The organism is Eubacterium oxidoreducens (genome assembly GCF_900104415.1).
GTDB classification, from domain to species: Bacteria; Bacillota; Clostridia; order Lachnospirales; family Lachnospiraceae; genus Eubacterium_C; species Eubacterium_C oxidoreducens.
Genome location: NZ_FMXR01000006.1, coordinates 103,181 through 124,981 on the forward strand (window position 1 = coordinate 103,181; position 21,801 = coordinate 124,981).

The window sequence follows — 21,801 nt, forward strand, 5'->3', positions numbered from 1 at the left end:
GCTGATGTTGTCTTATATTCTGGAATCTTATATAATATTTATAAGAAAAATGGTTACGGTAATATGCATTCGAAACAGGAGGAATTGCTATGGTACAAATTGTTTGCGGGGAAAAAGGCAAGGGTAAGACGAAGATTCTCTTAGACAAAGTCAATACGGCAGTTTTAAATGATGCCGGAAATATCGTATTTATTGATAAGGATTCTAAGAGGATGTATGAACTCGATAAAAAGGTTCGATTAATCGATATTTCGGATTATCCAATTGAAGAAGGTGCTGAATTTGTTGGATTTGTCTGCGGAATATTATCTAGTGATAATGATCTTGAAGATATCTTTTTAGACAGTTTTCTTAAAGTTTCTAAGATTCCGGACAAGGAATTAGAACTCGCAATAACACGATTAGATAAGATTGCCTCCAAGTTTAATGTGAATGTTACAATTAGTTTATCAAAAAATAAGGCTGATTTACCGGCTTCGGTAGCTGCGAAAGTAACGGATGCATTATAAAGTAAAGTTTGAATGTATAATGGCTACGATGGAATCTCTGTCGTAGCTGTTTTTTCGCGGACTCGCGAGCGAGTCTTGACCAAAGGAGAATCTATCATTGTCATCAAGTAATAAAATTGTTAAATACAAAAGACCAATACAATTAAATATTGGAATTATTATTTTTCTGGTGATTTTTGTGTATCTTGTATTCCAGATGGTTGCTTATGCCACGCAAAAACATGTAACAATTTATGAAGTGCAGACTGGCGAAATAGCGGAAGGCAATGAATATACCGGATTGATTCTTCGTTCTGAAAAAGTCATAAATAGTGAAGAGTCCGGATATCTAAATTTCTATCAAGAGAATGCATCCAAAATCGGAAAAGGTGATACCATATATTCAATCGACGAAGATGGTTCTTATTATCAAAAGATTAAAGAAGCAGCAATGGATGGTTCTTCTATTACATCAGATGAATTTTCTTCTTTAGCTTCGCAAATCAGTGATTATATGGGGGGATTTGAGGATGATTCATTTTCATCCATTTATAGTTTTAAAACCAATTTAAATTCAAAAGTGTCAGAGGTGCTTAGTATTGATGCCTTAGATGCGCTTGAAGAATCCGAAAATCTCTCGTCCAATGACAGCTTTCATATTTACCAGGCGCCGACTGATGGAATTATTGAATATTATGTAGACGGCTATGAAGATGTTACTCTGAAAAATATAACTGCCGATCAGTTCGATTCTCTCAGTTATAGCAAAACTTCTCTATCTTCATTAGAAAATGTTACTGCAGAAACGAGTGTATATAAAATAATTACCAGCGAAAAATGGAAGATGTTAATTCCAATTTCCGAAGAAACAAAAGAGCTTATTGCGGATGAGGATTATCTCAAAATCACCATAAAAAAAGATGGTGAATCCATATGGGGCGCTGTAAAATTCAAAACTATTGATAAACAAGAATATCTTGTTTTGACCTTTAATAATTCCATGATTCGATACAGTGAAGATCGATTTGTTAGCGTAAAGCTTGAAATTGATACCCAAAGCGGATTAAAGATTCCAAAATCAGCAATTACAAAAAAAGATTTTTATGTGATACCAAAAGACTATTTTACAAAAGGAAATGATTCTAGCGATGAAGGATTACTGGTAAAACAAGAAGAATCAAATAATGTTGTTTTTGAAGCATTAACAATCTATTATGAGGATGATGATTATTATTATATTGATCCTAATGCGTTAGAAGAAGGAACCGTTATTCAAAAACCGGATTCGGATGAAACATATACGGTAAAAACAACCAAATCTCTAAAAGGTGTTTACAATATAAATAAAGGATATGCTATATTTAAGCAAATTGAAATTACTGCTCAAAATGCTGAATATGCAATTATTTCAGATGATACAGATTACGGATTGAATCAATATGATCATATTGCTCTTGACGGAAGTATTATTTCTGAGGGAGAACTTGTCAATTAACAGGAGGCAGATAAAAAATGATAAGCGAAAATCTAAAAGACGTGGAAGCAAACATTTGCAAAGCATGTGAAAAATCCGGCAGAAATCGCGAGGAAGTCACATTAATAGCGGTAAGTAAAACAAAACCCAATGAAGATCTTATAGAAGCTTATAATTGTGGAATAAGGGAATTTGGAGAAAATAAAGTTCAAGAAATGACGGGAAAAAGTGAAGCATTGCCAAAGGATATCCATTGGCATATGATCGGTCATTTGCAGAGAAATAAAGTGAAATATCTCGCACCGTATGTTTCTCTTATACATTCTGTAGATTCGATACGTCTTGCAGAAGAAATTAATAAGCAAGCACAAAAAGCATCTCGTGTTATCCCGATTCTGATAGAGGTTAACATTGCACATGAAGAAAGTAAGTTTGGTATAAACGAAAATGAAGTATACGAAATGGTAAATACGATTTCTAAGATGCCAAATGTGCAGATAAAAGGACTGATGACCATCGCCCCATATGTTGTGGATGCTGAGGAAAATCGTTCTTTTTTCCACAAAATAAAGCAATTATCTGTTGACATCGCTTCCAAAAACATTGATAATGTAGATATGAATATATTGTCAATGGGTATGACCGGAGACTATATGGTGGCAATCGAAGAAGGGGCAACAATGGTTCGTGTAGGAACCGGCATTTTCGGTGAAAGAGATTATGGTAAGAAGGAGTAAGATAATATGGCAGTAAGTGTACTGGATAAGTTTCTTGATGTTATGAAATTAAATCCTGAAGAGGAAGAAGACGGCTTTTATGATGAATATTATGATGATGAAGAAGAGGAAGTAAAGCCATCCCGTAGAAATCTTCGTAGAGAAAAAGCAGCTTCTGATGATGAATCTTATGAAAGTTCTTCCTATGAGCGTAAATCTCGCGATCGTGAGAAGGCATCTTCAAAAATAACACCTATGCGTTCAAGCAAAAAGAATGGCGCAATGGAAGTTTGCGTTATAAAACCTAATTCATTTGAAACAGTAAGTGAAATTGTTGAGACTTTATTAGTAAATCGAACGGTTGTTTTGAATCTTGAAGGATTAAATGTTGATGTTGCACAGAGAATTATCGATTTTGTTTCCGGTGCAACATTTGCAATAAATGGTAATTTGCAGAAGATAACGAATTATATCTTCATCATCACACCGGCAAGTGTAGATGTTTCAGGTGATTTTCAGACAATCGTTGATTCTTTCAATGTAAATGGGAAACGATCCGATTACTAATTATGAATGAGGATATACGATTTTTATTAAAAAGATTACAAGATTTATCCCGCAGAGCACAAGAGTATTATGAGACTACTTATTCTGATTTTTTGAATTTAAATGAATTAAGTTTTTTTCTTCAAAATAAGAATGAGATTTGTGATCATTATAAATTGTTTGGTGGATATGAAAAAGCAGAGCGTCAGATGATAGCATTTATTCCTGATGCTCTTTCTTTTGATGAAAATGATTCTTTCGATTATCCTATTATTTGCATAAAAGTAGAACCCAAGAATAAAAAATTCGCCGAATCTTTATCGCATCGTGATTTTTTGGGCGCTTTAATGCATCTTGGAATCACACGAAATCAGATCGGTGATATTTTGGTTTCAGAAGATGGTGCATATGTATTTTGCCAAAAACATATCTGTGATTTTATCATGGGCGAACTTAAGAAAATTCGTCATACCAATGTAAAATGTAGTATATACAACCAGGAAATATCTCAATTTGCTATAAAGACAAAAACAATTAGCAAAACGGTAACTTCAATGCGTTTGGATTGTATCATTGCAGCATTACTTGGAACGTCTCGAACTATGGCGGATCATTATATCAAATCGGAACTAACATTTGTCAATTCCGTATGTGTTGAAAAATCTACCTATAAATGTAATGAAGGTGATGTCATTTCAGTACGTGGTTACGGAAAATATTCATTAATACACATTAATGGAATTAGTAAAAAAGGAAAACTAAAACTTGTTTATGAAAAATATATTTAGCAAAACTAAGTTCTGCTAAGAAATAAAGGAGCAAATCATGTCAAAAAACATACCGGTTTCTTATCATGGAAAACATAAATATAACATTCATATCAGAAATGATTTTACTGATCTTGCTGCTGAACTGGCTTTATTAGATTTACCTAAAACTTCTAAAATATGTATTGTTACAGATTCGAATGTCCGGGATTTCTATCTTGATGTCGTTCAAGCTGAATTGACTAAACATTTTGAACATATTTATTCATTTTGTTTTGAAGCAGGAGAACAGCAAAAAAATCTTGATACTGTATCGGAATTATATGAATATCTAATAGAAAATCATTTTGACCGTAAAGATTATCTGCTTGCACTTGGAGGAGGCGTAGTAGGAGATTTAACAGGCTTTGCGGCTGCCACTTATTTGCGTGGTATCCCATTTATCCAGGTGCCAACCACTTTGTTATCTCAAGTAGATAGCAGTATCGGAGGAAAAACCGGTGTTGATTGTATGAAATACAAAAATATGGTAGGTGCATTCTACCAGCCACTTATGGTATACATGAATCTCAGCGTATTAAATACTCTTGATTCTAATCAGTTTTCTTCCGGAATGGGTGAGATCATCAAGCATTCGCTTATCAAAAACAAGAAATATTTTGAATGGATCAAAGAGCATACAGCTCAAATTAAGTTAAAAGATATTTTAGCTTTAGAAGAAATGATTTATGAATCTTGTATGATAAAAAAGCATGTTGTAGAAATTGATCCAACAGAGCAAGGCGATAGGGCATTACTTAACTATGGTCACACCATTGGACACGCAGTTGAAAAACTGATGAATTTTGAAATGCTTCATGGTCATTGTGTTGCAATAGGAAGTATCAGTGCTTCTTATTTATCAATGAAGCTTGGTCATATTACCAAGGATGAGTATGACATGATAAAAGATTTGTTTTTTAGTTTCAATTTACCGGTATCTTTAAACAACAGCGGTCTGTGTGCAAATGATATTCTTGCAGCAACAAAATCTGACAAAAAGATGGAAGCCGGTAAAATCAAATTTATCCTGCTTCATACCATCGGAGATGCCTATATTACAAAAGAACTTAACGATGCTAATATCCTAGATGCTATTGAGGAAATATTATGAAAAAAAATAAATTAATTGGATATATTTGCATTATCATTCTTTTAGTTTTAGATCAAGTTACTAAATACGCAGCTGTAACTCATCTTAAGAATCAGGATGCATATGTCATCATAAAAAACGTATTTGAATTAAATTATTTGGAAAATCATGGTGCAGCCTTTGGAATACTACAGGAAAAACAATTTTTCTTTTATCTTATTACAATCGTAATTGTAGCAGTAGTCGTAATGATTTATAGGAAAATACCATCAAACAAAAGATTTTTCTTATTAAACAGTATCTGTGTTTTAATAGTCGCCGGAGCTTTAGGAAATTTTATAGATCGTATCAGACAACAATATGTTGTAGATTTCTTTTACTTTAAGGTTATTAATTTCCCGGTCTTTAATGTTGCGGATATTTATGTTACAGCCGGAGCGATTGCATTAATTGTTAGCTTGTTATTTATCTATAAAGATAAAGATTTCAATCTGATCTTCAAAAAGAGGAAGCAAAATGGAGAAGCTGGTTCATAATTTAACAGAAAACAATAACGAACGAATTGACAAACTTTTATCAAAGTTGTATCCTAGCTATACAAGATCTTTTTTTCAAAATTTGTTAAAAGATGAATCGGTTTTCGTAAATCAAAAACCGGTAAAATCAAGCTATAAACCGGTAATCGGGGATGAAATCTGCGTGATTTTGCCTGAATTAAAAGAAACTCCAATTATTGCAGAGAATATACCGCTTGATATTTTGTATGAAGATCGTGATTTATTAATTGTAAATAAACCCAAAGGCATGGTTGTTCATCCAGCTGCAGGCCATGATAGTCATACCTTAGTAAATGCTTTATTATATCATTGTAAAGATTCATTATCCGGTATTAACGGAGAAATTCGCCCGGGAATTGTTCATCGAATCGACAGAGATACAACAGGCTCTTTGATTGTTTGTAAAAATGATATTGCACACAATCATATCGCCAAACAAATTAAAGAACATACTGTAAAGCGTATATATGTAGGGATTGTGACAGGCGTTGTGAAAGAAGACGAAGGAACCATTCATGCCGCAATCGGACGAAGTCAAAAAGACCGCAAAAAAATGGCAATCGACGAAGTGTCCGGACGAGATGCTATTACACATTATAAAGTGATTTCTAGAAGTGAACGATATACTTATATGCAATTTCAATTAGAAACCGGACGCACGCATCAGATTCGAGTTCATATGGCATCCATTGGACATCCATTATTAGGTGATGAAGTATATGGGAAAGCTGTTAAAAATCTCAAGGGACAGACTTTACATGCCCAAACGATAGGCTTTATTCATCCGACAACCGGAGAATATCTAGAATTTAAGGCGCCACTTCCAAAATACTTTGAGGAAAAATTAAGGAAGCTTAAATTAAAAAATGAATAAGCATTTGTAAAAAGAAGGTCAGCTAAGTAAAGACCTTCTTTTTTATTCGGAAGATTCTTGTATTTGCTTGATATTACTGGACTTTCTTAATGGAAAGTAGTAATATAGAGATATGAAACTAGCGGATAAATATCTGTTTTTCCGCTAGAGAGTATATTTTTAAAAGGAGTATATTAATATGGCTAAAGATTCATCTTACTATAAATCAAAAAAACAACATCAGATTATGCTGCTTCGTAAGATATTAAGTGAGCTTCCGGAATTTGTGTCGGATTTTATTTATGATAAAGAACTATCTTCTCAGCCAAGTACATTGATTTCGTATTCGCGTGATATTCGAACGTTTTTAACATATCTTAAAACTTATAATCCGGCTTATAAGAATGTCGAATTAAAACAATTTAAACTATCTGATATTGAATATTTGAATTCTCATGACATTATTGAATATCAACATTTCCTCGAATATTCTGAGGATGATGCGGACGGTAAATCGCATTCTAATGAAAAAAAAGCCATTTCACGTAAATTATCAGCGCTTCGGGGCCTTTATAAATACCATTTGGAACATCATAATATTGAAAACAATCCTACGCAGCTTGTTAAGATGCCTAAAATAAAAAAAGACAAAAACATTGTGCGAATGAATAACCAGGAAGTCATAGATATTATCAATGCTGTGAAATATGGAAATGAACAAATGTCGCAGCATCAACGAAAGATTCTCGCCAAAACACAGCAACGCGATCTTGCGATTGTGACTCTCATGCTTGGTACCGGGATTCGTGTATCAGAATGTGCAGGTCTTGATAAAAAAGATGTAGATTTACGAGGCGGAACCATAACGATTGTGCGAAAAGGTGGTTCGCAGGACATTTTATATATCGGAGATCAAATTATTCAGGTTTTAAATGAATATATAAATGGAGAACGCAGTCGTGTTATTCCACAAGATGGACATGAAGATGCACTCTTTTACTCTATGCAGTTTAAACGTATCAGTGTAGATGCAATTGAGCGACTGGTTAAAAAATATGCTGCTTTTGTGGTGAAAAATAAGAAAATCACCCCGCATAAGCTTCGTAGTACCTATGGTACTGCTCTCTATCGTGAAACCGGCGATATTCGTCTTGTTGCAGATGTGTTAGGACATGAAAATATTAATACCACTATTGATTACTATGCTGCAATTGAAGACGAGCATAAACGCCGAGCGGCTAATGCCGTGGATTATAAACGTAATCATTAACGATACAAATTTCATCGAATGAAATAAAAGTTTGTAATAATAGGAATATTCTGTAAATTTTATATTGCTATTTCGTCTGAAGTCTATGATAATGATACTAAAGTCTTTGGCTTAGGGATAAAAAGTTAGGAGGTTTCTATTATTATGAAAAAAAACAAAAGCGGATCTCGTAGAAGCAAACGGGATTTGAGGGGTAAAGGCATTGGTATTTTTGGGCGAATTTTTTTGGTTGCAATTTTATGTATGGTAGTGCCACTTATTGTAAGTACTTTTATCAGCACATATCTCGCATCCGATTCTTTAACAACAAATGCACAGGAAAATCTGCAAACACTTGCAGATGATAAGCTTAGTTCTTTAGAGCAATATATTGATGCACAAAAGACTTTAACAAAAGCCGTATCAACAAGCGCAAGTGTTGTAGAAGCATGCCAGGAATATGCTACGAATGGTACGATTGATAAAGAAGATCAAAATACAATGGCCGAATATCTTGCAGCCATTCAGGAGCAATCGGGAAATCTGTATGAAAATTTCTTTATCACTGTCGGATCAACCGGCTATGCTGATATATCCAATAACGAAACTTTACATGACGTAAGTGAAGAGGAATTTTATCTTGAATGCGTAGAAAATGGAGAATTCATTGGAAATAACGTCTCTCCTGTTACCGGAAATCCGGTATATGTAATTTCCTATGCAATTACGGATCCGAAAACCGGTGAAGTTATTGGTGCTGTCAATAATTCCATTGATTTAGCAACCATGACAGAAAAAATTGTAAGCGATGATGTTTATGATATCAAACTCTTTGATTTAAATGGTATTGTTGTTGCTTCTCCAGATACTGAGTCTATTTTAACTATAAATATGAATGAGTTAGATCCGGAATCATGGAATAAACAACTAGAAAACAAAGAAGGTTACTTCTCTTTTAGTGATCCATATACGAACGAGATAAATTATACCGGCTATGTGGTTTCAGATAATTTTCTTTGTCAGGTTTCTGTCGAAGGAAGTGTGTTCTCAGACCAAACTTCTCAACTGTATAAATCTGCTTTCATTATTGGAATTGTATGTTTCGTTATCGCATTTATCATCATCTTCCTTTGTGCTAGAAACATTTCAAAGCCATTGCAGGTTGCAAATAATCAGGTAAATAAACTTATTTCAGATATTAACGAAGGTCATGGTGATCTTACAACCAAAATTTCGGTTAAAGCTAAGGATGAAACCGGACAGCTTGTAAAAAGTATCAATCATTTTGTTGATACCTTAAATAATGTAATTGGTTCTGTAAGAAATACAACTAACCGTGTGCAAGAAAATACAATTACTACCAATGATGTAATTACAGAAGCGTCAGAATCTTCTATGAATATTTCTGCTGTTATGGAAGAACTTTCTGCTTCTATGGAACAGGTCTCTGTATCTGCTGAAACAATTGCACAAGATGCAGGCAGAGTTTTAGAAACTGTTGAATCCGTTGGTGGCGAATCCGATCGTGGCGCTTCCTTAGTTGATGAAATTAAAGTACGTGCTTCAGAAATTAAAGAAAATACAATCAATAGTAAAAATGAGATTCAAAATGAACTTGAAGAAAAGAAAGCAAGTCTTGAAGATGCTATTAATGCTTCTCGTAAGGTTGATGAAATTACCAATCTTACCAATGATATTTTAGAAATCGCCAGCAAAACCAATCTTCTTGCGCTTAATGCCTCAATCGAAGCCGCAAGAGCTGGTGAAGCCGGCAAAGGATTTGCAGTTGTTGCTGATGAAATCAGTCTTCTTGCTAATTCATCAAGAGAAACAGCTAATAATATTCAAAGCATTTCCGAAGGCGTTGTAAGTTCAGTTAATGATCTTATGGAAGCTTCTAATGATATGATGTCTATGATGAGCGATGTTGTTATTCGCGATTATGATGATTTTGAAAAAGCGGCCGATAATTATTATGAAGATGCGGAAAACATGGAAGAAATTATTAATTCCTATAATAATAGTATGGATAATTTACAAGGAATTACTGAATCCGTTGCAAATTCAATTCAGGTTGTATCTACTACTATTAACGAATGCTCAACCGGCGTAGCTGAAGCTACAGAAAATGTCAATGTTCTCGTTGCTTCTATGGGAACAATAAAATCGGGAGCGGATGCAGATTTAGATGATATCAATGTATTAAAAGAAGAAATGTCTAAATTTGAAGAATCACCTTTACAAGATGAATAATCATGACAATATAATATCAAATACTTAAGGAATAAAAAATGCTCTTAATCCCTGATTAAGAGCATTTTTATAATTTATAATTCTTTCGAATCTAGAATAATAGTAAACGGACCATCGTTAATCAAAGACACCTTCATATCTGCACCAAATTCGCCTGATTTCACGCATTTACATTGCTTAGTTACTTCCCCTACTATATAGTCATATAAAGGCTTTGACAAATCCGGTTTAGCAGCCTCAATAAAGGATGGTCTATTTCCTTTTTTACAATTGGCATAAAGTGTAAATTGAGAAACCAATAATATCTCACCTTCAACATCCTTTAAAGATAAATTCGTTTTTCCGTTCTCATCTTCAAATATTCGCAAACCAATCATTTTACGAATTAGTTTGTCAGCTATTTCTTTCGTATCAGATTCGCATATCCCGATGAATACCAGATAGCCTTTCCCAATTTCACTAATAACCTGTCCATCAATTTCAACAGATGCATTTAATGTTCTTTGTATTATGAATTTCACTATGCCACACTCCTACTTTTTTGAACATCATAGCATATCTTTAGCGAAAGAAAAACCCGAAAAAAATTCGGATTTTTCTTAAATAGATAATGTGTAAATTTTATTTAAAGTAAGGAATAACCAAACTTTCTCCGGCATGAATTGTATCACTTTGAAGCTGATTAATCGAAACAACTTCCTCAATATAATCTGACGCTTGATCATAATGATTCCCCATATATTCATCAGCAATCGTCCATAAAGTATCTCCGGATGTGACGATTATGCTTGTATAATATTTCTCTTGCGAATCAAACACCTCAGTGTGCCCTGCAGTAACCGATACCGCCCTAAATCCAATTAATAAGATTCCAATTAATAAACAGATTAGTAAAACAAACTTTATAAAATGTGATCTATAATATATCCTTGTTTTCATAAATAATTACCTCGGCAAGCCAAGCGTGGAAACCCACTACCTTTAGGTGGTGGGAGGAACGCTGTTTAGCTATGCCACTACCTTTCTTTCTGTTAAGAATCCTTTTGAGATTTCCAATAATTTTAATTTCTTGTAACTGATACTGCCTTTGTTAACTTTTTCTCCGTCTAAAGTCCTAATATCAAAGAATCCACTTTTACGTCTGCCAAATACAAAATATTCTTTTCCTTGATATTGCACTCTGTCAAACAACCTATACCCTTTAACAAGATATTCGGCTTGATTTAGTTTGCGCACACCGCCCTTATGAATAGACATTTTGTGTATCTGCCTATTGTGACAACGTACTTTCTTTTGATAATAAACTTCTGTTTTATTCCAAGGATGAATAGCTTCTGGATAATTACTTATACACCTTGCATCTATGTAGTGTTCTTTAGGCAAGCCGTTCTTTATGCGGGTATTCTTAGTGATGTATCCGTATGTCATGTGTACATCAATGCCCTGCGGAACATATATTTCCTTGACCTTGTTATAGAACGCCCACCGCATGATGCCCATGAATGTTGCATCCTTTAGAGGCTTATTCCGTTTTATACTTTCGGGAAGCTTTACTAAGCCTTTGTGGTATCCAGTGTGGCACGTCTCACAAAGAGTGATCAAGTTATTTGGCGCATCACCACCTGTCTTGCGACTCTGGATGTGATGGACGTTTAGTATCTTATCCTTTGACTTACCCTTGCAGCACTGGCAGGTGTGACCGTCGCGGAATAATACATATTCTCTGATATTCCAAAAGCCCAACTGTTCGCCCTGCTGGTACTCGATTCCTTCCGGTCGTTTTAAACCTTCAAGGTCAGCTTTAAGCTTTTGTAGATTGAAGCTTGCAGTTTCAACAACTATCTTTGTGACCGGCAGTATCTTGCAGGCGTTCGCCACAACTGTAAGATGCGTATTTACTTTGTTCTGAACCGACGGTGCTAACCAACCATCCTTGCGACGGCGATTGTCGAAACGTGGTTTACGATATCTGATCTTGCGGTTACGTCTTGCTCTACGATTTTCTCTTCTCGTAGATAGAAGTTCTACAATATCATTTCTCAACGTCACATCAGCTTCGTAAAGAACTCTTGCTCCTGTACTATCACCTTTAGTAGTCGCTGATATTCCAATATGCTTACTTCCTGCATCTACACCTAAAGAGATAGATTGCGTTTGGTTATCACACGGATATAAAAGTTGTATTGTAAACGGACAACGATTAATTACTTTTGCCTTGCCATTCTTTAGAAGCACACGCACTTTAGCATGGTTTCTTGTAGGCATTATAGGTTGTCCGTCTTGATTTAGTACATAAACCATAAGGCTATGCTCCTTTCAATAATTTAATTACCCACTCCGAAGAGTGGTTAGAAAGCCTTCGCCAATGTTATCCCACAGTTTTATGTATGCAACACTATCCCTACCACACAGGATTGTTTAATCACATACCTTAGAGCTTGGAACTAGGCTAAACATTCCAAGGTAACTATATATTTGTGGGTAACGTAGTTCTCAAAGAACTTAGGCTAGTCAACTTGTGGCTTTTACAAGCCACGTACCTTTAGGTGCGTGGTAGTTGACATACGACATCCTCCATATTCCGAACGTGTGTTGCGAACAAATGTTTTGTTTGTGGTTTTATTATAATATCAGAACAAGTGTTTGTCAACATATTTTTCGAACAAATTTTCGGAATATATGTTTGCTTTTTTTTTAAGCCTATGCTATTATTATTACAGCTTATATAGGAGGAATTTGGTTATGTCTTATGGAAAAATTTCAGATAAACAACGTGAAATATTAGAATTTATAAAGAAGGAAATTTTAAATAAAGGCTATCCGCCTGCTGTTCGTGAAATCTGTGATGCAGTTCATTTGAAATCAACCTCTTCCGTACATTCACATCTTGAAACGCTTGAGAAAAACGGCTATATTCGACGCGATCCTACCAAACCGCGTGCAATCGAAATAATTGATGATTCATTCAATTTGACAAGACGGGAAGTCGTTAATGTACCAATGGTTGGTAAAGTTGCTGCCGGTCAGCCTATTTTAGCAGTTGAAAATGTAGAAAGTTATTTTCCTATTCCATCTGAATTCATGCCTAATTCCCAAACTTTTATGCTAAAAGTATCCGGTGAAAGTATGATTAATGTTGGTATTTTTGATGGTGATAATTTATTAGTTCAACAACAAAACACTGCCAAAAATGGTGATATTGTTGTTGCCTTAATCGATGATTCAGCTACCGTAAAAACTTATTATAAAGAAGATGGTTATTATCGACTCCAACCGGAAAATGATTCTATGGAGCCTATCATTGTAAACCAGGTTAAAATTTTAGGAAAAGTATTTGGTGTATTTAGATTTTTATAATGAAAATTTTTTCCGGTCAAGACTCGCTCGCGAGTCTTGCGCGCCGGATTCGGGTCTGCTTCAGCAGACAAATTCCTGTCCGAATCCGTGTGCATCCTCGCGGAGCGTTTAACTCAGTCGGAGCTTGTCCCCCGACTGAGTATAGTTTGTCATAACCCCCACCTACGCTAACGCTTAGAGGTGGGGGATTTCTCCGACTGAGTTAAAACACTTTCTTAGTTTTCTAAACCGTAAAATAATAAAAGCCTTTGAATCAAATCTCTGATTCAAAGGCTTTTTCTGAAGTCAAGACTCGCTTACCAAGTCGTAACATCAACTTCTTCACCGTCTGACCATACTCGTTCTAAATCATAAAACAATCGATCTTCTTTTGAAAAAATATGGACAATAATATCTTCATAATCCAATAAAATCCAGGTGCTGCTTCTATTACCCTCGACTTGTTTTACTTTATAGCCGGCTTTATATAAAGCTTCATCAACGGCATCTTTCATAGCTTCTAACTGATTTGGATTGGTACCGTTTGCAATGATAAAATAATCAGCCAATACACTAATATTTTGAATATCGATTACTTTAACATCTTCTGATTTTTTTTCTTGTAAAGCTTCATATGCAATCTTTGCCATTTCTTGTGAACATTCCATTTAATTCCTCTTTTCTTTGTTAAGTTGTTGGTAGTAACGTTGTGTATTTAATGTCATCTCATCAATCACATTACCATTAGATATTAGATAATTCAAAACATCTGTTGTAATCTCTTCCATTGCCATATCAAGATCCTCAAACGCATGATGACGAATTTCCGCCATATGCGGTAATTCCTTACGATTTGGCTCAATATAATCGGCAATATAAATGATTTTATCTAATACAGTCATTTTGGGAGCTCCTGTTGTATGAAGACGAATCGAATTTAATACTTCTTCATCATGAACTGCGTATTCTTCTTTGGCAATATAAGCACCTAATTTTGCATGCAACAGTTGTGGATTAGATTGTTCTGCCGAAGAAATACGAATCTCGTTTTCTTTGCATATTTGCAGCATCTTATCAGATGGTATGTTTTTTGCACAATCATGCAAAAGACCGGCAAGAAAAGCTTTTTCAACATTTGCTTGATAGCGCATTGCAAGTGCTGATGCAGTATAAGCAACTCCGAGCGTATGTGTAAATCGATGTTCATTTAATGTGTTTTGTAATTGTTTTTTTATAGAATCGTACTTACTTGTCATGATTTTTATAAATATAATTTTTCTTTTTCAATATAATTACGAACGGATTCCGGAACAAGATAACGTATGGAACGTTTATTCTTGACTCTCCTTCTTATATCACTCGATGAAACAGAAAATGCGGTCATTTTAATCAAATCAGCATTGGCTTGATAGATGGTTTTCAGTTGCTTGATTTTTTCTAATACTTCGCGGTCATCAAGATCATCGCGAACTGTAACTAAAATATGTGATAATTCACAAATCCTCTCAGGCTTTTTCCATTCCATAAAATAATCAAGGCTATCTGCTCCCATTAAAAAATAAAACTTATCATCAGGATATTCTTTTACTAAATATTCCAATGTTTTATAGGTATAACAGATTTCATTTTGATGTAATTCATAATCATTTACATAAAAATCATTATGATTGCAAGTTGCAAGTTGCAACATTTGATATCTATGTACCTGGTCTGTTATTTCGATATTATTTTTATGTGGCGAATTTCCATTTGGGATAAACCATACTTCATCTAACTGAAATTCATCCATCGCATTGTCTGCAATTAATAAATGTCCATTATGAACCGGATCAAATGTTCCGCCTAGTATTCCAATTTTTCTCATTCTACTTAGGAAGGACAATAACCGGGTCCTTTTTAAACGGTTTATAAAGCACAATCTTTTTTCCAATCACATGTACAACCGTGGAATTAGAACGTTCTGCAATCATTTGCGCCATCTGTTTTGGATCATCATAACAATTTTTTAAAACGCTGATTTTAATCAGTTCTCGGTTATGAAAAGCCTCTTCGATTGCTGTGATAATTTCCGGTGTCAAGGAAGCTTTTCCGATATTTAAAACCGGATCCATTGTACTTGAAAGTGATTTAAGATATGCTCTTTGTTTACTGGTTAATTTCAAAATTACAACTCCTTACTGATAATAATCAAATTCAAGACCATACATACGAACAGTATCTCCATCTTCGATTCCAAGCTTTTCGAGTTCTTCTAAAATTCCTTGTTCTTTCAAGAATTTTTGGAAGAATAAAAATCCTTTTTCGGAATCAATATTGGTATAGCCAAGCATCTTTTCGATTTTAGGTCCTTCAACTACGTATACATCATCTTCTTCATCATACTGTGCTGTATACGGTTCTTCATTAAATATAAATAATTCCGGAAAATATTCTTGTTCAAATACAACCGGCTGTTTATCTGTTGTATCAAGAAGATCTGCCACTTTGTAAAGTACTTTATCTAATCCTTTCCCTGATACAGCCGACATTGCCATTACCTGTATACCCTTTGGTTCAAATTCGTCTTTTAAACGCTGCACGGCATCATTATTTTCATCATAAATTGCATCAATTTTATTCGCAACTATTAAGGTTGGTTTTTCCAAAATTTTAGGATCGTATGCTTCTAATTCTTTGTTTATGGCATAAACATCTTCTACAGGATCTCGTCCTTCTGTTGATGCAGCATCTACAATATGAAGGATCGCTCTTGTACGTTCGACATGACGTAAAAATTCATGACCTAATCCGATTCCTTCTGATGCACCTTCGATAAGTCCGGGAATATCAGCAATTACAAAACCTCTACCTTCCGGAAGGTCTACAACACCTAGATTTGGATTAAGCGTCGTAAAATGATAATTGGCAATCTTAGGCTGTGCATTGGTAACTCGAGATAAAAAGGTCGATTTTCCTACATTTGGGAATCCAACAAGGCCAACATCTGCAATAACTTTAAGTTCCAACCAAACTTCAATTTCAAGTCCCGGTTTTCCCGGCTGTGCATATTTTGGAGCCTGCATAGTTGCTGTTGCATAATGCTGATTTCCTTTTCCTCCGCGGCCACCTTTTAAAACAATCTGTCTAAGATTATCTCCGGACATATCTGCAATTACTTTACCGGATTGTGCCTCTTTTACAACAGTTCCGGCCGGAACCTTCAAAATAAGATCTTGACCATTCTTACCGGTACAATTTCTCTTGGCTCCTTCCTCACCATCTTCGGCGGCAAATTTTCTTCTATGTCGATAATCATAAAGTGTATTTAGACCAGGATCAACTTCGAAAATGAGATCGCCGCCTTTGCCTCCGTCGCCACCATCCGGTCCACCATTTGCAATATATTTTTCGCGATGAAAGCTAACATGACCATCGCCGCCTTTGCCTGATTTTATAATTATTCTTGCGCGATCTGCAAACATATTGTTACCTCCTGCCTAAATGATAAAAGTCCGACTAAATAATTAGCCGGACTAAAAAATCAAGATTTTTATTCGTTAGTTGCAACCGGATATACGCTGGCTACTTTCTTATCTCTTCCTTTTCTTTCGAAACGAAGGATTCCGTCAGCCGTTGCAAATAAAGTATCATCTCCACCAATACCAACATTAGTACCCGGATGAATCTTTCTTCCGCGCTGTCTGTAAAGAATATTTCCAGCCTTTACGAACTGTCCGTCTGCTCTCTTTGCTCCTAATCTCTTAGATTCTGAGTCTCTACCGTTCTTTGTAGAACCAACTCCCTTTTTATGAGCAAAAAACTGAAGGTTCATTTTTAACATGATCTTACACCTCCTCAAACATTAGTGTAATATAATTATTTCCGTATTGTTTTCGAATCATCTTAAGTCCCAGTATCATGGACTCAATCAATAAAGCAGTATCTTCCTGTGCAGGAGATGAAAATCTCATCTCAAGATCACCGCTTATTTCATCGTCATTCAAAGTAAATTGCTGTTTGGTTAAAAACTCAATCGAATTGACGGTATTAATCGCCAAAACCGAAATTCCGGCGCAGACAATATCTTCGCCTTCTTGCGCAAATCCAGAATGACCGGTCATTTTAAATCCTATATATTGATTCGAATTGTTTTTGTAAACAGTTATTTTCGTCATAACTATTCACCCAAACGATTAGCCATTAATTTTTTCAATCTTAACCTGAGTATATGGCTGTCTATGACCGTTCTTTTTGTGATATCCAGTCTTTCTCTTATACTTGTAAACGATGACTTTCTTACCGCGTCCGTTCTTAACAACGCTAGCTTCAACACTCGCACCAGCTACTGTTGGTGTTCCTGCCTTTAATGTTCCATCGTTCACTACGAGAACCTGATCAAAAGTAACCTTGTCACCTTCACCTGCCTCAAGCTTTTCAATGGTAATGATATCGCCTTCGGATACTTTGTACTGTTTACCACCTGTTGCTATAATTGCGTACATATGGCACCTCCTATTATCATTACTCGCCAACTTTGGTGATACCGTTATGGTATACTTTACAAAACCTCGTTGTGCGGCATACTCAAGTATAATACCATGACTCGATATGTTCGTCAAGGGATTTGTCACGCTTTTTTCTCATTATCATAAAAGCCCAATGCAAGTTCCTGTGCTAATGTACGAGAGACTTTTTTTCGTGTGATTTCAATTAATCCAAGCTTTGTGATATCAACAGCCTGAGCACTTATGGAATCCTCTTTTAGAATTTCCTTTAACTCTTTAAAGAGACGATTCGTATCTGTTTGTTTCATACTGATAAAATCAACGATAATAATTCCGGATAAATTACGAATTCTCATTTGCCTTGCAATTTCTCTGGCGGCTTCTAGATTCACATTCAAATAAAAATCTTGAGCTGCTTTCTTTTTTTGGATTTTACCAGAATTAACGTCTATAACCGTCATTGCTTCTGTAGCTTCTATAACCAGTTGTGCTCCCGACTTTAAATGCACTACTTTTGAAGTGGCTTGCGATAATTTGGTTTTTAATCCATATAAGTTAACAAGGCTATAGGAATCATCATAAAAACGAATTTTATTTTTTAAATTTTTCGCAGTATCGGAAAATGACAAAATGCTTTCATAAATCTCCTTTGAATCCGTAACAATCTCATCAATTGAAACATTGGACAATTTCTTAATATATGCAATTTCTTCCCGTTCTGATTCATGAAGCAAGGAATGCGCCGCTTTATAAACACAATGCTCTAACATATTCCTCGCAGATAACAACAACTCATTAATTTCGAAAGAAAGTTCCTCTTTATTTATATTTACACAGTTAGTGCGAAGGACAATTCCAAAATCTGACTCTAATCCAAATGATTGTTCCAAAAAATCTTGCAATTCTTTTCGCATTTCGCCTTTTATCTTCGAAGAAATTGATTTGGTAAGATTTCCTCTGGTAATCAAAGCATGACCGCTATGAAAAGTCAAATCAAAAGTAGCCCCGGGAATCTTTGACTTAATGGCATCGCGTTCAATCTGGATTAATACTTCATCGCCACCACCAATTTCTTTTCGTGATACTTTGTTCGTAAAAATCGCGCGATCTAAATATTTCAAAGAAGTAAAACAATCTTTGCCATCAGCATAAGATATGTAAGCAGCATTTAGATTATAATCAACTCGAACGACACGTCCAACATAAATATTACCGACAAGTGATACATGATCTTTCGAAAAGCAACGAAGATCTTCCAATCTCTCATCCGATAACAATCCCCATAGGGAAAAGGTTTGTTTGTGCGTTTCTTTTTCAAGTTCAATATCTGTAAATATGATTCTATTCAATGCAATCCCCCGCAGCCCCTAAAGGAAGAAATTCTCCTTTTTTTGATTTGAAAAACACATCCTGACGTTCTATTTGAATTTGATTGATATCAAATGAAAGTCCTGTTTTTTCATATAGATACTGAAGTACCAACTGTGGTTTGATATTCTCAATACTTCCGGCACTTAACATCATAAAAAATCCAGGTCCATTTCGATCAATAATTCGAAAATCATAAATGAAAGGTTTTAAATTAATTTCACGAACCGATTTTTTTGTTTCTTTTGTAACAAGGATTTCATTCGTCGCTATAATATAGTTATCGACTTGTTTTTCTAATTTTCCAAGTTCTAACGGATTGTCTTCGGGATTTTTATAATAAAGCTCATAAGTAGCCGCTGCAACCTGTGCCATTGCTTTTGGCGTTTTATCCGGTAATTGCCGGTACTGTGTAACCATGATTCCGTCAGCCATTGTTGCATTTAAAGCATTAATTGCTTCTTGCGAGGACATTGTTGAATGCACTTCAATGTCAAAATATTCACCACAACTTTCGACTCCAACACCGATTGGTGCTGCAAATGACATAATCTGATGCGGGCTAAAACCTTCCGAATATTTGATATCAATATCAGCCCGGCGAATAGCTTTTTGAAAATAGCGCATTAAATCAAGATGCCCTAAAAATTTAACACTTCCATGTCTTGTGAATTTAATTCTGATTTTCATAGCAAACTCCTTCTCCATATCGATTAGCACCGCAACCGGAACATCGCTCTCGACAATTCGGGGTTATAACCCCTTCTAGTGCACGATGATATTCTCGTAGCAAAAATTCTTTTGTTACACCAACATCGATAAAATCCCATGGGAAGATTTCATCTTCTGTTCTAATTCTGTTTACATAAAAACCACTATCTATTCCATTTTCCTCAAAAGCCTGAACCCACTTATCATAATCAAAACTTTCTGTCCATGCATCAAACAAACATCCTTTTTGGTATGCCGTCAAAATAACGCGACTTAACCGGCGATCCCCTCGCGCCATTACGCCTTCTAAACGAGTAACATCGGCTGCATGCCAATTATATTTTAAGCTTTTTCTATTTAATTGTTTTTTTACTGCATCATTTACGATATGCGCACGATCCAAAAACTCATCCTTTGAACACATTTTCATCCACTGAAATGCTGTAAATGGTTTTGGAACAAAAAACGAGGTACTGATGGTAATCTGACATTTACCATTGCGCTCTTCTTTTGGAATATCATAGTAACGAACCGCAATTTCGTTAGCAAGCTTTGCAATTGCAACCATATCTTCCTGTGTTTCTGTTGGAAGACCAAGCATAAAATACAATTTGACTTTTTGCCATCCACCTTCAAATGCAAGTCCTGCACCTCTGATAATATCTTCTTGCGTTAGTCCTTTGTTAATGACATTACGCATTCTTTGCGAGCCTGCTTCCGGAGCAAACGTCAAGGAACTTTTTTTAATATCTTGCACCTGACTCATCACATCCAAAGAAAAAGCATCTATTCGAAGAGATGGCAGGGAAATATTAACGCCCTTACCTTTGAACTCTTTGATCAAAAAAGTAACCAATTCTTCAAGTGATTCATAATCCGAGGAACTAAGCGAGCTTAAAGAAATCTCCTCATAACCTGTATTTTTCAAAAGTAAATACGCCTGTTTTTTCAGCTGATCAACGTCTTTTTGGCGCGTTGGCCGATAAATTGTTCCGGCTTGACAAAATCGGCACCCTCGAATACACCCACGCATAATTTCCAATACAACGCGGTCTTGTGTGATTTTCGTGAACGGAACAATCGGCTTTTCTAAATAAGGAGAATTCGTAACATCTTTAACAACTTGTCTTTGAACCGTATCCGGAATCTCTGCAAAACGCTTTGTCCTCTCACAAATTGTTCCATCCTCGTGATAAGTTACTTCGTACAAGGAAGGTGCATAAATACCGGGAATACAGGCTGCTTTTCGTAAAAATGTTTCTCTAGAATCTCCTTTTGAACGGCTATCGCGATATACCTTGAATAATTCATCATAAATCACTTCTCCTTCACCTATATAAAACAAATCAAAAAAATCTGCAATCGGTTCCGGATTATAGCTACACGGTCCACCACCGATAACAATCGGATAAGACCAATCTCTATCTTTTGCCCAAAATGGAATCTGGCTTAATTCCAAAATCTGCAAGATGTTTGTATAACACATTTCATACTGAAGTGTAATACCCAAAAAATCAAAATCTTTTACCGGATCTTGTGATTCTAACGCAAACAAAGGAATCTTATGCGCAAGCAATATTTCATGCAAATCTATCCCCGGAGAAAAAACACGCTCACAATAAATATCTTCCTGCTTATTAAACATTGCATATAAAATCTGCATTCCCAGATGCGACATTCCAATTTCATACAGATCAGGAAAGCACATACAAAATCGTAACATATTCGGAGTTATTTCTTTTTTTACCATATTGACTTCGCTACCTATGTATCTGGTAGGTTTATCAACTTTCATAAGTATATCATCTGATAAAGCCAGCTTAGACATCTCTTAAAATCCTTTCTCAATCTAAGAATAACTTCTGCC

The 21,801-nt window shown here is 35.3% G+C and carries 25 protein-coding genes; 11 read left to right on the top strand and 14 right to left on the bottom strand.

The window, feature by feature from the left end; all coding sequences use genetic code 11:
- The first annotated feature begins 89 nt into the window (after positions 1 to 89).
- From BLS20_RS03380 to BLS20_RS03425, 10 genes are all read left to right on the top strand, one after another.
- Complete coding sequence (locus BLS20_RS03380) at positions 90 to 509, top strand: twitching motility protein PilT (protein ID WP_090172212.1); 420 nt, start codon at positions 90 to 92, stop codon at positions 507 to 509.
- A gap of 97 nt (positions 510 to 606) precedes the next feature.
- Positions 607 to 1,983 carry a biotin/lipoyl attachment domain-containing protein gene (locus BLS20_RS03385; protein WP_090172214.1) on the top strand — a complete coding sequence of 459 codons (1,377 nt, stop codon included), beginning with the start codon at positions 607 to 609 and terminating at the stop codon, positions 1,981 to 1,983.
- Positions 1,984 to 2,000: 17 nt separating this feature from the next.
- Positions 2,001 to 2,699, top strand: coding sequence for a YggS family pyridoxal phosphate-dependent enzyme (locus tag BLS20_RS03390; RefSeq protein WP_090172216.1), 699 nt, complete (start codon positions 2,001 to 2,003; stop codon positions 2,697 to 2,699).
- A 6-nt stretch (positions 2,700 to 2,705) separates the two neighbouring features.
- Complete coding sequence (locus BLS20_RS03395; protein ID WP_090172218.1) at positions 2,706 to 3,245, top strand: cell division protein SepF; 540 nt, start codon at positions 2,706 to 2,708, stop codon at positions 3,243 to 3,245.
- Positions 3,246 to 3,247: 2 nt separating this feature from the next.
- Entirely contained in the window at positions 3,248 to 4,012 is a 765-nt protein-coding gene (locus BLS20_RS03400) for a YlmH family RNA-binding protein (protein WP_090172220.1), read from the top strand.
- A gap of 37 nt (positions 4,013 to 4,049) precedes the next feature.
- Positions 4,050 to 5,144 carry a 3-dehydroquinate synthase gene (aroB, locus tag BLS20_RS03405; protein WP_090172222.1) on the top strand — a complete coding sequence of 365 codons (1,095 nt, stop codon included), beginning with the start codon at positions 4,050 to 4,052 and terminating at the stop codon, positions 5,142 to 5,144.
- Positions 5,141 to 5,659, top strand: a complete 519-nt coding sequence (gene lspA / locus BLS20_RS03410; protein WP_090172224.1) for a signal peptidase II — start codon at positions 5,141 to 5,143, stop codon at positions 5,657 to 5,659. Before aroB ends, lspA begins: the two co-directional genes overlap by 4 nt.
- A complete protein-coding gene (locus tag BLS20_RS03415) occupies positions 5,640 to 6,554 on the top strand; it encodes an RluA family pseudouridine synthase (RefSeq protein ID WP_090172227.1) in 915 nt (304 codons plus the stop codon). Before lspA ends, BLS20_RS03415 begins: the two co-directional genes overlap by 20 nt.
- Positions 6,555 to 6,732: 178 nt before the next feature.
- Positions 6,733 to 7,803: a tyrosine-type recombinase/integrase gene (locus tag BLS20_RS03420; RefSeq protein ID WP_090172229.1), complete on the top strand. Its 1,071-nt coding sequence runs from the start codon at positions 6,733 to 6,735 to the stop codon at positions 7,801 to 7,803.
- Between the two features lie 144 nt (positions 7,804 to 7,947).
- A complete protein-coding gene (locus tag BLS20_RS03425; protein ID WP_090172231.1) occupies positions 7,948 to 10,035 on the top strand; it encodes a methyl-accepting chemotaxis protein in 2,088 nt (695 codons plus the stop codon).
- 74 nt (positions 10,036 to 10,109) lie between these two features.
- Here the strand turns inward: BLS20_RS03425 and dtd are convergent, their stop codons facing one another.
- The 3 genes from dtd to iscB all read right to left on the bottom strand — a co-directional run bounded on the left by dtd (position 10,110) and on the right by iscB (position 12,336).
- Entirely contained in the window at positions 10,110 to 10,556 is a 447-nt protein-coding gene (gene dtd / locus BLS20_RS03430) for a D-aminoacyl-tRNA deacylase (protein WP_090172233.1), read from the bottom strand.
- 100 nt (positions 10,557 to 10,656) lie between these two features.
- On the bottom strand, positions 10,657 to 10,974 hold the full coding sequence (gene yneA / locus BLS20_RS03435; protein ID WP_090172236.1) for a cell division suppressor protein YneA: 318 nt from the start codon (positions 10,972 to 10,974) through the stop codon (positions 10,657 to 10,659).
- 69 nt (positions 10,975 to 11,043) lie between these two features.
- Complete coding sequence (gene iscB, locus BLS20_RS03440) at positions 11,044 to 12,336, bottom strand: RNA-guided endonuclease IscB (RefSeq protein WP_090172238.1); 1,293 nt, start codon at positions 12,334 to 12,336, stop codon at positions 11,044 to 11,046.
- Between the two features lie 441 nt (positions 12,337 to 12,777).
- On the opposite strand from iscB, the gene lexA reads away from it, so the two are divergent.
- Positions 12,778 to 13,392 (top strand): transcriptional repressor LexA, encoded by a 615-nt coding sequence (gene lexA / locus BLS20_RS03445; protein ID WP_090172240.1) that lies wholly within the window; start codon positions 12,778 to 12,780, stop codon positions 13,390 to 13,392.
- A 296-nt stretch (positions 13,393 to 13,688) separates the two neighbouring features.
- Here lexA and rsfS read toward each other — a convergent pair whose 3' ends face one another.
- From rsfS to BLS20_RS03500, 11 genes are all read right to left on the bottom strand, one after another.
- Positions 13,689 to 14,039: a ribosome silencing factor gene (rsfS, locus tag BLS20_RS03450; protein ID WP_090172242.1), complete on the bottom strand. Its 351-nt coding sequence runs from the start codon at positions 14,037 to 14,039 to the stop codon at positions 13,689 to 13,691.
- A complete protein-coding gene (gene yqeK / locus BLS20_RS03455; RefSeq protein WP_090172244.1) occupies positions 14,040 to 14,627 on the bottom strand; it encodes a bis(5'-nucleosyl)-tetraphosphatase (symmetrical) YqeK in 588 nt (195 codons plus the stop codon).
- 5 nt (positions 14,628 to 14,632) lie between these two features.
- A complete protein-coding gene (nadD, locus tag BLS20_RS03460; protein ID WP_090172246.1) occupies positions 14,633 to 15,235 on the bottom strand; it encodes a nicotinate-nucleotide adenylyltransferase in 603 nt (200 codons plus the stop codon).
- Between the two features lies 1 nt (position 15,236).
- The gene (yhbY, locus tag BLS20_RS03465; protein WP_090172248.1) at positions 15,237 to 15,533 is read right to left on the bottom strand and encodes a ribosome assembly RNA-binding protein YhbY; all 297 of its coding nucleotides are present in this window, start codon (positions 15,531 to 15,533) and stop codon (positions 15,237 to 15,239) included.
- 12 nt (positions 15,534 to 15,545) lie between these two features.
- Entirely contained in the window at positions 15,546 to 16,832 is a 1,287-nt protein-coding gene (gene obgE, locus BLS20_RS03470; RefSeq protein ID WP_090172250.1) for a GTPase ObgE, read from the bottom strand.
- A 68-nt stretch (positions 16,833 to 16,900) separates the two neighbouring features.
- Positions 16,901 to 17,191 (bottom strand): 50S ribosomal protein L27, encoded by a 291-nt coding sequence (gene rpmA / locus BLS20_RS03475; RefSeq protein ID WP_090172252.1) that lies wholly within the window; start codon positions 17,189 to 17,191, stop codon positions 16,901 to 16,903.
- A gap of 4 nt (positions 17,192 to 17,195) precedes the next feature.
- Positions 17,196 to 17,525, bottom strand: coding sequence for a ribosomal-processing cysteine protease Prp (locus BLS20_RS03480; protein WP_090172254.1), 330 nt, complete (start codon positions 17,523 to 17,525; stop codon positions 17,196 to 17,198).
- A gap of 18 nt (positions 17,526 to 17,543) precedes the next feature.
- Positions 17,544 to 17,852, bottom strand: coding sequence for a 50S ribosomal protein L21 (gene rplU / locus BLS20_RS03485; protein ID WP_090172257.1), 309 nt, complete (start codon positions 17,850 to 17,852; stop codon positions 17,544 to 17,546).
- 125 nt (positions 17,853 to 17,977) lie between these two features.
- Complete coding sequence (locus BLS20_RS03490) at positions 17,978 to 19,204, bottom strand: ribonuclease E/G (RefSeq protein WP_176762272.1); 1,227 nt, start codon at positions 19,202 to 19,204, stop codon at positions 17,978 to 17,980.
- Positions 19,197 to 19,913 carry a TIGR03936 family radical SAM-associated protein gene (locus BLS20_RS03495; RefSeq protein ID WP_090172261.1) on the bottom strand — a complete coding sequence of 239 codons (717 nt, stop codon included), beginning with the start codon at positions 19,911 to 19,913 and terminating at the stop codon, positions 19,197 to 19,199. The genes BLS20_RS03490 and BLS20_RS03495 overlap by 8 nt, the downstream gene beginning before the upstream one ends.
- The gene (locus BLS20_RS03500) at positions 19,897 to 21,762 is read right to left on the bottom strand and encodes a TIGR03960 family B12-binding radical SAM protein (RefSeq protein ID WP_090172264.1); all 1,866 of its coding nucleotides are present in this window, start codon (positions 21,760 to 21,762) and stop codon (positions 19,897 to 19,899) included. The genes BLS20_RS03495 and BLS20_RS03500 overlap by 17 nt, the downstream gene beginning before the upstream one ends.
- Between the last annotated feature and the right edge of the window lie 39 nt (positions 21,763 to 21,801).

What these genes read in the sequence shown, in the direction of transcription:
- BLS20_RS03415 (WP_090172227.1), top strand. Translation starts at nt 5,640, where the DNA reads ATGGAGAAGCTGGTTCATAATTTAACAGAAAACAATAACGAACGAATT.
- BLS20_RS03425 (WP_090172231.1), top strand. Translation starts at nt 7,948, where the DNA reads ATGAAAAAAAACAAAAGCGGATCTCGTAGAAGCAAACGGGATTTGAGG.
- BLS20_RS03480 (WP_090172254.1), bottom strand. Translation starts at nt 17,525, where the DNA reads ATGACGAAAATAACTGTTTACAAAAACAATTCGAATCAATATATAGGA.
- rpmA (WP_090172252.1), bottom strand. Translation starts at nt 17,191, where the DNA reads ATGTTAAAAATGAACCTTCAGTTTTTTGCTCATAAAAAGGGAGTTGGT.
- rsfS (WP_090172242.1), bottom strand. Translation starts at nt 14,039, where the DNA reads ATGGAATGTTCACAAGAAATGGCAAAGATTGCATATGAAGCTTTACAA.
- lexA (WP_090172240.1), top strand. Translation starts at nt 12,778, where the DNA reads ATGTCTTATGGAAAAATTTCAGATAAACAACGTGAAATATTAGAATTT.
- BLS20_RS03400 (WP_090172220.1), top strand. Translation starts at nt 3,248, where the DNA reads ATGAATGAGGATATACGATTTTTATTAAAAAGATTACAAGATTTATCC.
- obgE (WP_090172250.1), bottom strand. Translation starts at nt 16,832, where the DNA reads ATGTTTGCAGATCGCGCAAGAATAATTATAAAATCAGGCAAAGGCGGC.
- lspA (WP_090172224.1), top strand. Translation starts at nt 5,141, where the DNA reads ATGAAAAAAAATAAATTAATTGGATATATTTGCATTATCATTCTTTTA.
- iscB (WP_090172238.1), bottom strand. Translation starts at nt 12,336, where the DNA reads ATGGTTTATGTACTAAATCAAGACGGACAACCTATAATGCCTACAAGA.
- BLS20_RS03495 (WP_090172261.1), bottom strand. Translation starts at nt 19,913, where the DNA reads ATGAAAATCAGAATTAAATTCACAAGACATGGAAGTGTTAAATTTTTA.
- yqeK (WP_090172244.1), bottom strand. Translation starts at nt 14,627, where the DNA reads ATGACAAGTAAGTACGATTCTATAAAAAAACAATTACAAAACACATTA.
- aroB (WP_090172222.1), top strand. Translation starts at nt 4,050, where the DNA reads ATGTCAAAAAACATACCGGTTTCTTATCATGGAAAACATAAATATAAC.
- BLS20_RS03395 (WP_090172218.1), top strand. Translation starts at nt 2,706, where the DNA reads ATGGCAGTAAGTGTACTGGATAAGTTTCTTGATGTTATGAAATTAAAT.
- BLS20_RS03500 (WP_090172264.1), bottom strand. Translation starts at nt 21,762, where the DNA reads ATGTCTAAGCTGGCTTTATCAGATGATATACTTATGAAAGTTGATAAA.
- BLS20_RS03390 (WP_090172216.1), top strand. Translation starts at nt 2,001, where the DNA reads ATGATAAGCGAAAATCTAAAAGACGTGGAAGCAAACATTTGCAAAGCA.
- BLS20_RS03380 (WP_090172212.1), top strand. Translation starts at nt 90, where the DNA reads ATGGTACAAATTGTTTGCGGGGAAAAAGGCAAGGGTAAGACGAAGATT.
- yneA (WP_090172236.1), bottom strand. Translation starts at nt 10,974, where the DNA reads ATGAAAACAAGGATATATTATAGATCACATTTTATAAAGTTTGTTTTA.
- rplU (WP_090172257.1), bottom strand. Translation starts at nt 17,852, where the DNA reads ATGTACGCAATTATAGCAACAGGTGGTAAACAGTACAAAGTATCCGAA.
- BLS20_RS03420 (WP_090172229.1), top strand. Translation starts at nt 6,733, where the DNA reads ATGGCTAAAGATTCATCTTACTATAAATCAAAAAAACAACATCAGATT.
- nadD (WP_090172246.1), bottom strand. Translation starts at nt 15,235, where the DNA reads ATGAGAAAAATTGGAATACTAGGCGGAACATTTGATCCGGTTCATAAT.